A 15,124-nucleotide genomic window follows, 5' to 3' on the forward strand; every position below is an offset into this window, starting at 1 on the left:
TCGTTCCCACGCGGAGCGTGGGAACGATCATTTGCGCTGTGGCTTAGAGGGTGAAGTCGCCTTCCGCCGCCAGTTCGCTCAGCGGGCGACGCGGGCTCGGCTCTTCACGGGCCTGCAGGTATTCAGCCAGCGTTGCCTTGTCACCGAGTTTGCCAACGGCCACCGCTGCGTGCAGTGCATAACCTTCAGGAATGTTCAGCTCCTTGCGCGTCAGCTCCTGATCGAACCCGGCCATGCCGTGGGTGTGCCAGCCGCTGAGGCTCGCTTGCAGCGCCAGATGACCCCACGCCGAACCGGTGTCGAAGGTGTGCCACAACGCTGGAGTTTCTTCGCTGGCGCCCGGTGCAGTGAACGTGGTTTTCGAAATCACGATCACCAGCGCCGACGCATGCTGCGCCCAGCTACGGTTGAACTCATTCAACAGGCCCAGATAACGCTCCCAGTTTGGCGTATCGCGACGCGCGTACAGAAAGCGCCAAGGTTGCGAGTTGTACGCCGAGGGCGCCCAGCGTGCCGCTTCGAAGAAGCTCAGCAGGGTTTCTTCTGGAATCGCTTCGCCGGTAAAGGCGCGCGGCGACCAGCGGTCGGTGAATTGTGGGTGAATGGCGTAATCGGCAACGCGAGGGTTGGCACTCATCGAGAGATTCCTTGCTACGTTTGAGTCAGGGATTTGAATGAAAACCCGGCGGGATCAGTTGCGCTGAACGATGGGGTTTTCCGAGCCTGAGGGTTCACCACAATGCAACGCGGTCGAGCGTTAATGGCTTGCGGGCAAGGCTCCTTGCGACTGGCAAAGCTACGCGCCGCCACAAAAACTGACAAGTCCCGCATAACCGGCAGTCGCCAACGCTTGGCCCGCAAGGCCTTGAGCACTAGACTGGCGGCCTTTTCACCACCTGATGTTGATGCTTGAGCCATGGCCGCCGAAGTCGAACCGTTCTGGAAACGCAAAACCCTCGATCAGCTGAATCACCAGGAATGGGAATCGCTGTGCGACGGCTGTGGTCTGTGCTGCCTGCAGAAACTCGAGGATGAAGAGGACAACAGCGTTTATTACACACGCATCGCCTGCAAACTGCTGGACCTGAAAACCTGCCAGTGCAGCGATTACCCGAATCGCATCAAATTTGTCCCGGATTGCATCCAGCTCACCCCGGGCCAGGCTGAAGAATTCAAATGGCTGCCGCCGACCTGTGGTTATCGACTGGTCAGCGAAGGCAAGGATCTGCCGCTGTGGCACCACTTGGTGTGCGGTGACCGCGACGCGGTGCACCATGAACGGATCTCCCAATCCGGGCGCATGCTCGCTGAAGGCAGCGTGCCGGAGGATGACTGGGAAGATCACCTGATTTTCCGCGCAGGCTGATCCCTGCGCACGCAAGCTTTACCAGGGAGTGTGTATGGCTGTCGGATTGCAGCGGGCGTTGATGATCGCGCTGCTGGCACTGAGTGCGCCGGTCTGGGCGGTGAAGAAAGTCGATCTGGATTATCACGTGCGCCTGTTGCCACAAAGTGATCAGGCCGAGGTGCGTCTGACCCTGGCCAAAGGTGAGGCGGTGCGCAGTCTCGATTTCGATCTTGGCGACGGCAGCCATTACAGCGACTTCAAGGCTGACGGCCAGTGGCTGCTGAGCCCGGGTAAACAGGCGCGCGGGGTCTGGCGTCCCGCCAGCGAAAAGTCCAGCCTGAGCTACCGCGTGCGCATCAGCCACGGCCGCAAGAACGGTAGTTTCGACACGCGCATGACCCCGACTTGGGCGTTGATGCGTGGCGACGAACTGGTACCGCCAGCCAAACTCGATCAACAGGACGGCACCGAACTGGTCGCGCGTCTGCAATTCGAATTGCCCGACGGTTGGAAGAGCATCGAAACCGCTTGGCCGCGCATCGGCAAAAACAAATTCCGCATCGACAACCCCTCACGCCTGTTCGACCGCCCGACCGGCTGGATGCTCGCCGGCCAACTCGGCAGCCGCCGCACACGTTTGGGCGAAACCGAAGTCACCGTGGCCTCGCCGCAAGGGCAGGGCATGCGCAGGATGGACGTGATGACGTTGCTGACGTTCGTCTGGCCGCAGGTGCAGGCGGTCTATCCGCGCCATCCGACCAAACTGTTGATCGTCGGCGCCAACGACCCGATGTGGCGCGGCAGCCTCGGTGCGCATGAATCCATCTACGTGAACACACGGTTGCCGCTGGTCAGCGAAAGCGGCAGCAGCGCGCTGGTGCGTGAGCTGGCGCAGGTGTTCGGGCGGATCAACGACGAGCAGCGCAGCGACTGGATCAGCGAGGGTTTTGCCGAGTATTACGCCATTGAACTGGTGCGCCGCGCCGGTGGCATGAGCGATGAGCGTTATCAAAGTTTGCAGGCGAAACTGGCCAGGGACAGCCAGAAAGTCACGACCTTGCGCGGCGAGCAGATCAGCCCGGCACAGGTTTCGAAGGCGGTGGTGGTATTGCAGGAGCTGGATCGCGAGATTCGCTTGAAGACGCGCAACAAGCGTTCGCTGGATGATGTGTTGCGTGGGGCGATGCATTTGGGGACGGTGAGTACCAAGGAGTTTGTGCAACTGGCGGAGAGCGTGCTTGGCGAGTCCTCCAAAGTCCTTGATACCGCGTTGCTTCAGTGACACCGCTATCGCTGGCAAGCCAGCTCCCACAGTGTTTTGGGATGGGCACAAAATCAGTGCACAACCAATAAGCCGATTTGGGGCTGGGCAAAAATTCTGTGGTCTCCACAGAACCTGTGGGAGCTGGCTTGCCAGCGATGAGGCCGTCAGCCCCACCGCAAATCTCGGATCAAACCCCGGCTTTCGGCGACTTCACCGAATCATTGCCGGTCACCGTGGCGGTGCTGGTCGCCGCCTCGGCATTCGCCTTCAGCTTGCTCAACTCTTCCCCAGCCCGCTCGATCTTCGCCCGCACATTGTTCATGTCCTGACGACTCTTCTCGATCAGGCTCTTCACCGAACTGTGCCCGGTAATCCCACGCGCCATCGCCACGCCGCCAATCGCCACCTGAATCAAGCCGAACACCCCGCCGCGGCGCAGGCCTTTGCCGACCATGATCACGCCGCCAGCCAGCGAGCCGATGCGCTCCCAGCCTTCGACGTTCTGCTCGGAACGGCTCTGGAACGGGGTGGATTCGATACGTTCGACGCGTTTGAGCTCGGTCATGATCTTTCTCCAGGCAATGAGTAATGGATAAACAAGCTGACTGCCGGAGCGGTCAGCTCGTTCCATCGAATGTGCGATGTTTTAGCGGAATTTTGGCCCGGAGCGGGTGTTCAAGCCCTTGGCCATGCGGTCATAGAGCACGACGTTGACCGTCGCGGCGAGGTTCATGCAGCCGGTGGTCGGGATGTACACGACGTCTTCGCACCAGTCGCGAATCTCTTTATCCAGCGAGCCGTCTTCGGGGCCGAAGATGTACAGGGCGCGATCCGGGTGAGTGTATTCCGGCAGCGGGCGGGCGCCCTCGACCAGTTCCACGGCGACGGGCACGCAGTTGAGCGGGAGAATCTTTTTCAGATCGTCGATGCCGATCAGCGGGATGTCGTAGTGCACGCGTTTGGTGTCAGTGACGAAGTCGGCGGCGCGTTCATAACGCTTGCCGGTGTAGAACACCGACGCCACGCCATAGCAGCCTGCGGCGCGCATCACCGAACCGACGTTCTCCGGTGATTTGGGGTTATACAAACCAATGCAGCTGTACCGTTTGTCTGCCACGAGCGGGGTGCCTTCGGGAAAAAGAGCGCAATTATACGGGGATTGGGAGAGGGCGGGCAGATTCGAGATCTGCGGTTTCTGCTCTGGCCCTATCGCTGGCAAGCCAGCTCCCACAGGGATCTCGGGTGTTCACAAAATTTGTGAGCGATCAAAATCATTGTGGGAGCTGGCTTGCCAGCGATGAGGCCAGTTCAGGCAATGAAGATCAGTCTTCTTTCTTCATCAACCCGGCCAACGCGGCAAACGGGTTGTGCGTTGCCTTGGCAATCTTCGGCGTGCTCAGCGAGCCTTCGCTGAAATACTGCTGGTCGGTATAGCGCGAGTGTTCGTTGTCGTGGCAGTACAGGCAGAGCAGCTCCCAGTTCGAGCCGTCCTGCGGGTTGTTGTCGTGGTTGTGGTCGCGGTGGTGCACGGTCAGTTCGCTCAGGCGCTTGCCGGAAAATTCACGGGTGCAGCGGCCACAGACGTGCGGGTACATCTTCAGGGCTTTGTCGCGGTAGCCCATTTCCTTGTCGCGCTGGTTGTCGGCGAGGATGCGATCCAGCTTCGACGTATTGGTTGGGGTGGACGAACTCATGGGTTCACCTTTGTAAAAGACTAATGACGGTTATGGGCAGAGTTTAGCTCAGCCCTTGAGCTTCTCGGCAATCCAGATCGTGTGGCGCGTGCCCTTGTTGCCGTGGGCGAAGACCTGGACTTCTTCGGCCTTGAAACCGGCCTTCTTCAATTTGTCGGAAAACAGCCGGTCGGCGCTGGCCGACCATACGGCGAGCACGCCTTTGGGGCGCAAGGCTTTGGCGCAGGCATTCAGACCAGCGGCGGAGTACAGCCAACTGTTGGCCTTCTGCGTCAGGCCTTCGGGGCCGTTGTCGACGTCGAGCATGATCGCGTCGAAGCCGTTCGGCTCGCTTTGCAGCACCTTGGCCACGTCTTCCTGGCGGATCACCGTGCGCGGATCGAGCAGCGGACGACCGGACTTTTCCCCGAGCGGGCCACGGTTCCACTCGACCACGCCGGGGACCAGTTCCGCGACCACCACTTCGGCTGTTTTACCCAGATGCTTGAGCGCGGAGGCGAGGGTGAAACCCATGCCCAGACCGCCGATCAGTACCCGCGAATCCGGACGCCCGGCGACCTTGCGGCAAGGGATCTCGGCCAAGGCATCTTCAGAGCCGTGCATGCGCGTGTTCATCAATTGCCCGCCGTCGCCGCCCTGGATCTTGATGACAAAATCCTCGCCATACTCGAACAGGCACAGGGCACCGCCGCTTTCAGGGATCGGGGTGGTGTCGAGCAGAACGAAACGTTTCATGGAAATCTCTACAAGGGGGAAGGCAAGCAGGCCCGTTGGGAGTAGCCTGAGCGCAGACTAGAGGCCAAACGGAGCCCTTGATGAAGCGCACCATTCTAACGGTCATTGCCCTGGCCGCGCTCTCGATTACTGCAGTGCAGGCGCAACAGACCATTCCGGTCAGCCCGGCGCCGCAACCCGGCTCGCCCGGTACCGCGACACCGACGCCGTATCCGCAGATCACGCCGATCACCATTCCCAAGTCGGGCGCCGGCAGTGGCAGCCCGCCGCTGGTGCCGATCGAAATGCCCAGCCCGCCGAGCAAGGATCAACCGGTGCCGGGCATTGAACCGAGCGGCACCAAGGCAAAATCTCCCGGCGGTTAAACCTGTTGCGCCGCCAGTTGGCCGTCGGCCATGCGCAGGCGTTTCGACAGGGAAACGGCGAGGGCGCGGATGATCTTCGCGGCGATTTTCGGCGCGTCGTTGAGCATTTTTTCCAGCGAATCCTTGCCGAGGTTCAGCAACTGGCAGTTGCTCGCGGCAATGCAGGTGGCCGAACGTCGCTCTCCATCGAGCACGGCCATTTCACCGAACGCCCTACCGCTGCGCAGGGTGGCCATGGTGATGACCTGGCCATCGGGCCCGGTTTTCTGCACGGCGACCTGACCGGTGTGAATGATGCACATGAAACTGCCGGCATCGCCCTCACGGAAAATCGCCTCGCCCTCAGCCACGGTGCTGATGCTGAAGTAGCCGGAAGCGGCCGCAAAGTCGGCCAGCTGCAATTGATCGAACAGGCCGCAGTCCATCAGCCAGTCGCGGATTTCGTTGTTCAGGAAGGTCGGTTCTGACATGTCGTCACGGTCTTTTTGTTTTCACTGTTTCAGGCTTCACACGTCCCTGGTAGGAGCTGCCGAAGGCTGCGATCTGTTGATCTTGCCTTTGAAAAAATCAAAATCAAAAGATCGCAGCCTTCGGCAGCTCCTACAGGGATCTGTGGGGTATCGGCCTCTTGGGTCTGCAATTAAGACCCAAGTGACCGTCGGAGTTCCTCAGGCCAGGCCCAAAACCTTGAAAACAAATGCGTATTCGAGTGCTACGTCACGTAATCCCTGATAGCGCCCGCTCATCCCGCCGTGCCCGGCGCCCAGTTCAGTCTTCAGCAGCAGGACGTTGTCGTCGGTCTTGGTCGCGCGCAGTTTCGCCACCCACTTGGCCGCTTCCCAGTACTGCACGCGACTGTCGTTGTAGCCGGCGATTACCAGCGTCGCCGGATAATCCTGCGCGCTGACGTTTTCGTAGGGCGCGTAAGCCTTGATCCGCTCGTAGACTTCCGGCTCTTCGGGATTGCCCCACTCGTCGTACTCAGTGACGGTCAGCGGCAGTTCCGGGTCGAGCATGGTATTGAGCACGTCGACGAACGGCACTTCAGCAATCGCCACGCCGAACAGATCCGGACGCTGGTTGAGCACGGCACCGATGAGCAAACCACCCGCGCTGCCGCCACTGATTGCCAATTTGTCCGCTGTGGTAATGCCGTTGAGGATCAGAAACTCGGCGCAGGCAATGAAGTCGCTGAAGGTGTTGTGCTTGTGCTCCTGCTTGCCGGCGCGATACCAGGCTTCGCCCAACTCGCCGCCGCCACGCACGTGGGCGATGGCGAAGGCCATGCCACGATCCAGAAGGCTCAGGCGCGCATGGGAGAACCACGGATCAAGGCTCGAACCGTAAGCGCCATAGCCATAGAGATAAAGCGGCACCGCTTTGCCGACCATTTCGCGCTTCATCACCAGGCTGATCGGCACTTGCGTACCGTCCGGCGCCGTCGCCCACAGGCGTTGGCTAACGTAGGCATCGGCGTCGAACGGGCCGAGCACCGGGGTTTCTTTCAACACCGTTTGTTCGCCGTTGGCTAGGATCAGTTGGCGAACTTGTGCCGGGCGGTTCAACGCCTCGTAGCGCAGACGAATACGGTCGCTCTCGAACTCCAGGCTATTTTGCACATAGAGGCTGTAGGCCGCGTCCGGCAATTGCACGCGATAAGGCGTCAGACCGTGTGGGTGAACTTCGATGATCGGCAGGCCACCCTCGCGCAGGCTCAGGGTCATGGCCTCGGTGTTGAGGCTGACGCCATCGAGCATCACCGTATCGCTGTGGGGGATCAGGTTTTGCCACTCGGCTTCGGTCGGCGCGATGCCGGTGTCCGGGGCCTGATACAAGGCATAGTTGATGCCGTCGCGGTTGGTGCGGATAAACCACGTCCACACGCCATCGAGCAGGCCGTGATCGACATCGTATTCATGGTCTTCGACACGCGGGGCCAGGCAAGTAAACGGCAGGTGCGGTTGATTGGCATCCAGCGCCCAGACTTCACTGGTGGTCTTGCTGCCCAGCGAGAGCAGCAGTTGCTGCTCAGAGCTGGAACGGTAGCAATGCAGGAAGAAACGCCCGTCTGCCTCGTGGAAAACTTCTTCGGCAGCAGTGCCATCGAGGCGATAGCGGAACAACTTGTGTGGACGATGGGTGTCGTCGAGCACGCCGAAAAACAGGGTCAGGCTGTCGTTGGCCCAAGTCATGCTGCCGTCGCAGTCTTCGAATTCCAGTTCGCTGACTTTGTCGTTGGCCAGTTCCTTGACGAACAGCGTGTAAATCTCATCGCCCGAGGCGTCGACACTGTAGGCCAGACGCTGGTGATCGGGGCTGATGCTGAACGCACCGAGTGAGAAGAACCCGCCGTTGGCCAGCACATTCGGGTCGAGCAGCAGTTGTTCGCGGTTTTCATCGAGGGTCAGGCTATCGTCCGCCGGTCGCGGGCAACGGTAGTGCCGGGCGTATTCGTCGCCCGCTGTAGTGCGCGTGTAATACAGATACGGGCCCCAAGGTGAGGGCAGGGACAGGTCGGTTTCGAGGATTCGGCTCTTGATCTCTTCGAACAGGGTTTCACGCAGTTCGGCCTGATCGGCGGTTTGCGCCTCTTGCCAGGCGTTTTCGGCCTTGAGGTAATCGAGCACCGCGTCGGTGTCGCGTTCCTGCAGCCAGGCATACGGGTCGGCACCGGGCGCCTTGTGGGCAATCGGAGCACTGATGACGTTGGCGGATTGGGGCATGGAAGGCTCTCGGACAAATTACGGAATGGGGTTTTCGCAGCTTTTGAAACCGTCGCAGGCCCTGTAGGAGTGAGCCTGCTCCCGATAAGGCCGGCACATTCAACATCAATGTTGTCAGGCTGTCCGTCATCGCGAGCAGGCTCGCTCCCACAGGTCGCATGTCTATTGGGACAAGCCGCACGGGCGAAAAGTCGTTACTATAAGCGCCTCTTTGCCTGCCTTGCCATGGACACCATGACCGAGAACGACTATCTGATCGCCTGGGGCCTCTACGCCTTTGCCGCTGTGGGCTGCCTGTTGGTATGGATGCGCCTGACCACCTGGATGTGGCGCTGGTTGCGCGAACCGCTGCGTGTGCTGATGGCGGTGTTGCTGTTCAGCCCGACCATCATCGACCCGGTGAAAGCCAAGGTTGCGCCGTCCATTGCCATCACCGCGCTGGACCTGGCCTTCAAGGTCGGCAACAACGCCTGGCGGGCGATCTCCGATCTGTTCATGTACAGCATGATCGCGTTCGGCATCTACCTGATTTTCGTGCTGATCCGCTTGCCGATCGAGCGTGCTTCGCGTGCGCGCCGCGAGCAGGCCGAAGCCGCGAAAGCTGCCGCCCGCGCCGATGACCGCGATGACGATCAACCGTTTGGCGGCGCCGGTGATGACCGCTACGGTCGTCCACCCTTGCCGAACAACCCGCAGCGCATGCGGGTCGAGCCGCGCCTGTAACCCGAGAGTCCGCACATGTGTGAATTACTGGGCATGAGTGCCAACGTGCCGACCGATATCGTGTTCAGCTTCACCGGCCTGATGCAGCGTGGCGGTCGCACCGGCCCGCACCGCGACGGCTGGGGCATTGCCTTCTATGAGGGCCGGGGTTTGCGTCTGTTTCAGGACCCGGCGGCGAGTTGCGAATCGGAAGTCGCCAATCTGGTGCAGCGCTATCCAATCAAAAGCGAAGTGGTCATCGGCCACATCCGCCAGGCCAACGTCGGCAAGGTCTGCCTGTCCAACACCCACCCGTTCGTCCGCGAACTGTGGGGGCGCAACTGGTGTTTCGCGCATAACGGCCAGCTCGCCGATTTCACCCCGATCAAAAGTTTCTACCGCCCGGTCGGCGATACCGACAGCGAAGCGGCGTTCTGCGATTTGCTCAACCGCGTGCGTGCAGCATTCCCGGAACCGGTCGATATAGAAGAGCTGCTGCCCGATCTGGTCGCCGCCTGCGCTGAATATCGCAGCAAAGGCGTGTTCAACTGCCTGCTCAGCGACGGCGACTGGCTGTTCTGCTATTGCTCGACCAAACTCGCACAGATCACCCGTCGCGCCCCGTTCGGCCCGGCGCGCCTGAAGGATGTCGACGTTATCGTCGATTTCCAGGCGGAAACCACGCCCAACGACGTGGTCACGGTGATTGCCACCGAACCTTTGACCGAAAACGAAACCTGGACCCGCTACGAACCGGGCCAATGGAGCCTGTGGCGACGCGGCGAATGCGTCAGTCAGGGCAAGACCGAATAAGGATTGCACCCCATGTTGCTCAGTTATGTACGGCTGGTGTTGTTTGCGGCGGGCCTGTTGATCGGTGTCCAGGTGCCAGGCTTCATCAACGATTACGCGAAACGTGTCGAGGCGCATCTGATCGAAGCGCAGACTGGCTTGCGCGGTTTTCAGGGCACCGCCGAGCAGTTCTTCAAGGGTGATATGCAGGCGCTGGTCGCGCATTATCGCGCCAGTGAAGACCCGGTATTTCGCAGCGATGCTGACAGCCTGAGCACCTTGCTCAGCCGCCAGATCGCGCTGGACAAGCAGTTCCAGGCGATGCAAGGGCCGTGGTACATCCGCTTCCTGCAAGTGGTGTTGGCCGCGGATCCGGATATCCGCAAGGAAACCTGGAACGGTTACAGCTATCAGATCCTGCTGACGCCGGAAGCGATGATCTGGGGCATGAGCGGCGCGTTGCTGCTGTCGTTCGGCATTGAATGCCTGTTCCGCTTGATCGACTGGGTCGTACTCGGTGGCCGGCGTCTGCGCCAGAGCCGGCCGATCGAAGACCGCGACGTGCGCGGTCTCTGATGATCGTTCCCACGCTCTGCGTGGGAACGCCTCAACGGACGCTCCGCGTTCGGCTTTCGAGGGACGCGGAGCGTCCCGGGCTGCATTCCCACGCGGAGCGTGGGAATGATCACGGTGTCAGGGCGATATAGTCAGTGCCCATCTTGATCGCATACCCCTCCAGCACCTGCTGACACAACGTCACAATCTCCTCGACCCACTCAACCCCCACCCGCCCGACACCACCACCTGCAGATTCGGTGGCCGTTGATCGATGTTGAGCAAGGTCAATTCGCCCCGCGCCAGCTCCTCCGCAACCAGCACCGGCGGCAGCACACCAATCCCAAATCCATCGCGTAACAAGCGGGTAATCGCCGACACCGAGTTCACGCAATTCAAGCGTGGCGCGAGTACGCCACTGGCTTGCATCAAAGCCAACAGATCCTGATGCGGTCGGGAGTTTTTCGAGTAGGTGATGATCCGTTCCTGCGCCAGTTCGGCAAGGTCGGCATAGTCGCGGTTATAGATCGAATTGCTGGCGACGATCCAGCCGAGCGGATGGCTGGCCAGCTCCAGACTGCGCACGCTTTCATGGCGGATCAGATCGGTTTGCAGAACGATATCGAGAAAGCCTTTTTGCAACTGATCGCAGAGGTTCAACGAAGTATCCGCCACCAGCTCGATTTCCACCCGTGGATACAGGTCCGTCATCTGTGCCACCAACGGGCTGAGCCAGGTGTGAATCACCGTGTCCATCACGCCGATGCGCACGCGGCCGACTTTGCTTGAGCGGGTCTCGATCGACTGTTTCAGCGCCGACATGGTGTCGAGCATCTGCTCGGCGTACTCCAGCACTTTCAACCCTTCGGGCGTCAGGCTGACACCGCGTGAATCGCGCAAAAACAGCTTCACCCCCAGCTCGCCTTCCAGTACCGCAATGCGGCTGGAAATCGACGCCTGGGTGGTGAACAGCTTGTCGGCGGTCAGGCGAAAACTCTTCAGTCGGGCGACCCAGACAAAGGTCTCGAGAAACTTCAGGTTCATGGGCAAGGCTCGGGTGACAAATTTTTCTTATGGCTAAGGCGGGGTTTTATTCGTTGGACGCAGCAGGGCCGCGCGACGAAAAATCGACGCATCCGGTCCCCACGATAGGCGTCGTCGGGGCTACGAACAAGACCAATAAAAAACCTGCGGAGATAAGCCATGCGTGCTCCCGACACCCTAGAAGCATCCACGGCAACGGCGCGCCCCGGGCCGTTCGACTGGTATCGCAACATCAATCAGCAGGAGCGCCGTACGTTCTGGAGCTGCAAGATCGGCTACGGTCTGGACGGCATGGACACGCAAATGCTCAGCTTCGTCGTGCCGACGCTGATTGCGATGTGGGGCATCACCACCGGCGAAGCGGGGCTGATCCACACCAGCACGTTGATCGCTTCGGCCATCGGCGGCTGGGTCGCTGGGATTCTCTCAGACCGCATCGGTCGCGTGCGCACCCTGCAACTCACGGTGTTGTGGTTCGCCTTCTTCACCTTCCTCTGCGGCTTCGCGCAGAACTACGAACAACTGCTGATCGCCCGGACCTTGATGGGCTTCGGTTTCGGCGGCGAATGGACGGCTGGCGCGGTACTGATCGGCGAGGTGATCCGCGCCAAGGATCGCGGCAAAGCGGTGGGCATGGTGCAATCCGGTTGGGCGCTGGGCTGGGGACTGACGGCGATTCTGTATGCGTTGCTGTTTTCCGTGTTGCCACCGGAAGATGCCTGGCGCGCGCTGTTCATCCTCGGCATTGTGCCGGCGATTTTCGTGATTTTCGTCCGTCGTCTGGTCAAGGACCCGGAGATATATCGCGAGGCTAAAGCCCAACAAACGCCGGAGAATCAATCGAAGTTCTACGAGATCTTCGCGCCGGGCATGCTCTTCACCACGTTCCGCGCTTCACTGCTGACCACTGGCGCCCTCGGTGGTTACTACGCGATCACTTCCTGGCTGCCGACCTTTCTGAAAAACGAACGCGGTTTGAGCGTGCTCGGTACGGGCGGTTATCTGGCGATGGTGATTGTCGGCTCCTACGTCGGTTACGTGATCAGCGCTTATCTGACAGACCTGCTCGGGCGGAAAAAGAACTTCATCCTGTTCGCGGTCGGCTCGTTCACCATCGTTCTGCTCTACACGCAACTGCCGGTCAGCAATGGCGTGATGCTGTGGCTGGGCTTCCCGTTGGGCTTCTTTGCTTCAGGGATTTTCAGCGGCATGGGCGCGTTTCTGACTGAATTGTTTCCTACGCGAATTCGCGGTTCGGGGCAGGGCTTTTGCTACAACATCGGTCGGGCACTGGCGGCTTTGTTTCCGCTGCTGATCGGCTTGCTTAGCCAGAAGGTGCCGTTGAGTGTCGGCATTGGCGCGTTTGCGGCGGTGTCTTACGGCGTGGTGATTATCGCGGCATTGAGCCTGCCGGAAACCCGTGGCAAGCAACTCGATGCGCAGTAACTGATAACCTGCTTAGCACAGTCCTACAGATAAAAAGACAAGCACCTACAGGAGTGTTCACCGTGAGCCGCCTGCTATTGAATTGCGACATTGGCGAGAGCTTCGGCAGCTGGACCATGGGTCTGGATGCCGAGGTCATGCCCTTCATCGATTGTGCCAACGTGGCTTGCGGTTTCCATGCCGGCGACCCGAGCATCATGCGCAAGACCGTCAGCCTGGCATTGAGCCACGGCGTGCAGATCGGCGCACACCCGGCTTATCAGGATCTGGTCGGTTTCGGCCGCCGCTCCATGGCGTATTCGGCGCAAGAGCTGCAAGACATCCTGCATTACCAGATCGGCGCGCTCGACGGCATTTGCAAGGCCCAGGGCGGGCGCGTCAGCTACGTCAAACCACACGGCGCGATGTACAACGACATGATGGCCAACCCGGCGCAATTGCGTGCGGTGATTCAGGCAGTGGCCGCTTATGACCGCAGCCTGCCGTTGATGCTGATGGCCACCCGCGACAACTCGGCGGCGCAGCAGATCGGCGATGAATATGGCGTGACATTGTGGTTCGAAGCCTTCGCTGACCGCGCTTACGACAGTGCCGGCAAACTGGTTTCACGACAATTGCCGGGCGCGGTGCATCACGATCCGGAAAAAATCATCGAGCAAGCCCTGACCATTGCCCGTGGCGACAACCTCAGCGCCAGCGACGGCAGCGCCTTGCGCCTGCACGCCAACACCCTTTGCGTGCACGGCGACAACGCCAGTTCGGTAGCGGCCGTGCAGCGCATTCGCGAGGCCCTGAATCAGCAGAGCGCCTTATGAACCCAAGGATTGAAGTGGTGGCACTGGATTGCCTGATGCTGCGTCTGTTCGATGAAATCGCCGAAGCCAACATGCCGTGGATGCTCGCTGCCAGTGAGCGTTTGCATGCGGTATTCGGTGAGCAACTGATCGATCTGGTGCCGTCCTATACGACGCTGATGGTGCATTACGATTTGACTGCACTGAGTCCGGGTCAGGCGCGGGAATTGATCGCCGAAGCGCTGATCGATCTGTCACCGAATGCGCGAACTGGCGGCCAATGTCATGTGTTGCCGGTCTGGTATGACTTGAGTGTCGGCCCTGAGTTGAGTTTGCTGGCCGAGCGCAGCGGTCTGGCGGTGGATGAAGTGATCCGTCGCCACAGCGGACGTGAGTATCAGGTATTCGCCCTTGGTTTCGCGCCGGGTTTCGCGTTTATGGGGTTGGTCGAAGAAGTGCTTGCCGCGCCTCGCCTGAACACACCACGCAAAAAAGTGGCTGCCGGTAGCGTCGGCATTGCCGAACGGCAGACGGCGGCTTACCCCGTGGTCTCTCCCGGCGGCTGGAACCTGATCGGCCGCACCCCGGCCAAGTTGTTCGACCGCAATCGCGACGGCTACAGCCTGATGCAACCGGGCGACACCGTGCGATTCGAAGCGGTCAGTCATGCCGAGTTCGTCAATCTGGGTGGTGATGACACACCACTGGAGGCGCAGACATGAGCCGACTGACGATTGAAGCCAGTACCCCGTTGTGCCTGTTGCAGGACGCAGGACGGTTTGGCGTGCGGCACCTGGGCGTCACCCAGGGCGGTGCGGCGGATTGGTGTTCGATGAGCTGGGCCAACTGGTTGCTCGGCAATAACCTCGATGCAACGGTGATCGAAATCACCCTCGGCGGGTTTGCCGTCGTCGCTGCAGAGGATTGTTTGCTGGCACTGGCCGGAGCTGATCTTGGCGCACAGATTGATGGTCAACCGCTGGCGCCGTGGCGCAGTTTCAAGTTGGGTAAAGGACAGAAGTTGCTGTTCACGCAACCGTTGCTCGGTGCCCGGGCCTATCTGGCGGCGCCCGGCGGCTTCGAGGCCCCCAAGGTCTTGGGCAGCAGCGCGACGGTGGTGCGTGAAGAGTTCGGTGGGCTGGACGGTATGGGCTTGCCGTTGGCCAAGGGCGCGACGCTGAGTTATCACAGGAAATCGCTATGTGTTCGCGAAGTGCCTTTGGATTTACGACCGGATTTGAAAGCGAATGCACCGCTGGATCTGGTGCTCGGCGCACAGATCGGCCAGTTCAGTGGGCAGAGTTTGTTTGATGCCTTCAACAGTGCCTGGACGCTGGACAGTCGCGCTGATCGCATGGGCATTCGTTTGCTGGGCAAGGCGTTGGAATATCAGGGGCAGCCGATGATTTCCGAAGGCATTCCACTCGGGGCGGTGCAGGTACCGCCGGACGGGCAACCGATCGTGTTGCTCAATGATCGTCAGACCATTGGTGGTTATCCACGCTTGGGGGCGCTGACACCCTTGGCGCTGGCGAGGCTGGCGCAATGTCTCCCGGGTGACAGGGTGCGGTTCACGCCAGTCATGCAAGAGCGTGCATGGCATGACCATATCAACTACCTGAAGTCCTACTTGTAATTGTCCGTACTTCGGACGGAAGACCG

The 15,124-nt window shown here is 60.3% G+C and carries 17 protein-coding genes and 1 pseudogene; 10 read left to right on the forward strand and 8 right to left on the reverse strand.

The genetic code is table 11. The features are described 5' to 3' along the window. Positions 1 to 43: 43 nt before the first annotated feature. Positions 44 to 637, reverse strand: a complete 594-nt coding sequence (locus AC3IUF_RS07380) for a nitroreductase family protein (protein ID WP_007911345.1) — start codon at positions 635 to 637, stop codon at positions 44 to 46. Positions 638 to 916: 279 nt separating this feature from the next. Here AC3IUF_RS07380 and AC3IUF_RS07385 point away from each other — a divergent pair, with 279 nt between their 5' ends. Further along, complete coding sequence (locus tag AC3IUF_RS07385) at positions 917 to 1,366, forward strand: YcgN family cysteine cluster protein (protein WP_038358388.1); 450 nt, start codon at positions 917 to 919, stop codon at positions 1,364 to 1,366. Positions 1,367 to 1,400: 34 nt separating this feature from the next. Further along, positions 1,401 to 2,630, forward strand: a complete 1,230-nt coding sequence (locus tag AC3IUF_RS07390) for a hypothetical protein (RefSeq protein WP_489280814.1) — start codon at positions 1,401 to 1,403, stop codon at positions 2,628 to 2,630. Positions 2,631 to 2,799: 169 nt separating this feature from the next. On the opposite strand, the gene AC3IUF_RS07395 is transcribed toward AC3IUF_RS07390, so the two are convergent. The 4 genes from AC3IUF_RS07395 to AC3IUF_RS07410 form a co-directional block, all read right to left on the reverse strand. After that, positions 2,800 to 3,177 (reverse strand): YgaP family membrane protein, encoded by a 378-nt coding sequence (locus AC3IUF_RS07395; RefSeq protein ID WP_007911338.1) that lies wholly within the window; start codon positions 3,175 to 3,177, stop codon positions 2,800 to 2,802. 81 nt (positions 3,178 to 3,258) lie between these two features. Beyond that, on the reverse strand, positions 3,259 to 3,729 hold the full coding sequence (locus AC3IUF_RS07400) for an RNA methyltransferase (protein ID WP_007911337.1): 471 nt from the start codon (positions 3,727 to 3,729) through the stop codon (positions 3,259 to 3,261). Positions 3,730 to 3,934: 205 nt separating this feature from the next. Further along, the gene (locus AC3IUF_RS07405) at positions 3,935 to 4,306 is read right to left on the reverse strand and encodes a YajD family HNH nuclease (RefSeq protein WP_007911336.1); all 372 of its coding nucleotides are present in this window, start codon (positions 4,304 to 4,306) and stop codon (positions 3,935 to 3,937) included. Between the two features lie 48 nt (positions 4,307 to 4,354). Continuing rightward, positions 4,355 to 5,041, reverse strand: coding sequence for a spermidine synthase (locus AC3IUF_RS07410; protein WP_007911335.1), 687 nt, complete (start codon positions 5,039 to 5,041; stop codon positions 4,355 to 4,357). Between the two features lie 80 nt (positions 5,042 to 5,121). Here AC3IUF_RS07410 and AC3IUF_RS07415 point away from each other — a divergent pair, with 80 nt between their 5' ends. Next, a complete protein-coding gene (locus tag AC3IUF_RS07415) occupies positions 5,122 to 5,406 on the forward strand; it encodes a hypothetical protein (protein ID WP_007911334.1) in 285 nt (94 codons plus the stop codon). On the opposite strand, the gene AC3IUF_RS07420 is transcribed toward AC3IUF_RS07415, so the two are convergent. Both AC3IUF_RS07420 and AC3IUF_RS07425 read right to left on the reverse strand, forming a co-directional pair. After that, positions 5,403 to 5,876 carry a cyclic nucleotide-binding domain-containing protein gene (locus tag AC3IUF_RS07420; RefSeq protein WP_007911332.1) on the reverse strand — a complete coding sequence of 158 codons (474 nt, stop codon included), beginning with the start codon at positions 5,874 to 5,876 and terminating at the stop codon, positions 5,403 to 5,405. The two genes, AC3IUF_RS07415 and AC3IUF_RS07420, sit on opposite strands and share 4 nt — an antisense overlap. Before the next feature lie 198 nt (positions 5,877 to 6,074). Further along, positions 6,075 to 8,129, reverse strand: coding sequence for a S9 family peptidase (locus AC3IUF_RS07425; protein ID WP_095113761.1), 2,055 nt, complete (start codon positions 8,127 to 8,129; stop codon positions 6,075 to 6,077). Between the two features lie 225 nt (positions 8,130 to 8,354). On the opposite strand from AC3IUF_RS07425, the gene AC3IUF_RS07430 reads away from it, so the two are divergent. The 3 genes from AC3IUF_RS07430 to AC3IUF_RS07440 are packed head-to-tail and all read left to right on the forward strand — an operon-like array spanning position 8,355 to position 10,199. Continuing rightward, a complete protein-coding gene (locus AC3IUF_RS07430) occupies positions 8,355 to 8,852 on the forward strand; it encodes a hypothetical protein (RefSeq protein ID WP_007911323.1) in 498 nt (165 codons plus the stop codon). 15 nt (positions 8,853 to 8,867) lie between these two features. Beyond that, positions 8,868 to 9,644: a class II glutamine amidotransferase gene (locus tag AC3IUF_RS07435; protein ID WP_007911322.1), complete on the forward strand. Its 777-nt coding sequence runs from the start codon at positions 8,868 to 8,870 to the stop codon at positions 9,642 to 9,644. 12 nt (positions 9,645 to 9,656) lie between these two features. Then, a complete protein-coding gene (locus AC3IUF_RS07440) occupies positions 9,657 to 10,199 on the forward strand; it encodes a DUF2937 family protein (protein ID WP_007911321.1) in 543 nt (180 codons plus the stop codon). A gap of 109 nt (positions 10,200 to 10,308) precedes the next feature. Here AC3IUF_RS07440 and AC3IUF_RS07445 read toward each other — a convergent pair. Then, positions 10,309 to 11,222 (reverse strand): annotated as a pseudogene (locus AC3IUF_RS07445) (LysR family transcriptional regulator). 159 nt (positions 11,223 to 11,381) lie between these two features. On the opposite strand from AC3IUF_RS07445, the gene AC3IUF_RS07450 reads away from it, so the two are divergent. The 4 genes from AC3IUF_RS07450 (at position 11,382) to AC3IUF_RS07465 (ending at position 15,098) form a co-directional block, all read left to right on the forward strand. Further along, complete coding sequence (locus tag AC3IUF_RS07450) at positions 11,382 to 12,668, forward strand: MFS transporter (protein WP_007911315.1); 1,287 nt, start codon at positions 11,382 to 11,384, stop codon at positions 12,666 to 12,668. A gap of 62 nt (positions 12,669 to 12,730) precedes the next feature. After that, complete coding sequence (locus AC3IUF_RS07455) at positions 12,731 to 13,483, forward strand: 5-oxoprolinase subunit PxpA (RefSeq protein ID WP_007911313.1); 753 nt, start codon at positions 12,731 to 12,733, stop codon at positions 13,481 to 13,483. Beyond that, positions 13,480 to 14,184: a 5-oxoprolinase subunit B family protein gene (locus AC3IUF_RS07460; protein WP_489280817.1), complete on the forward strand. Its 705-nt coding sequence runs from the start codon at positions 13,480 to 13,482 to the stop codon at positions 14,182 to 14,184. Before AC3IUF_RS07455 ends, AC3IUF_RS07460 begins: the two co-directional genes overlap by 4 nt. After that, entirely contained in the window at positions 14,181 to 15,098 is a 918-nt protein-coding gene (locus tag AC3IUF_RS07465; RefSeq protein WP_414893529.1) for a 5-oxoprolinase subunit C family protein, read from the forward strand. The genes AC3IUF_RS07460 and AC3IUF_RS07465 overlap by 4 nt, the downstream gene beginning before the upstream one ends. Positions 15,099 to 15,124 lie beyond the last annotated feature (26 nt).

Source organism: Pseudomonas sp. KH_040, assembly GCF_057839305.1.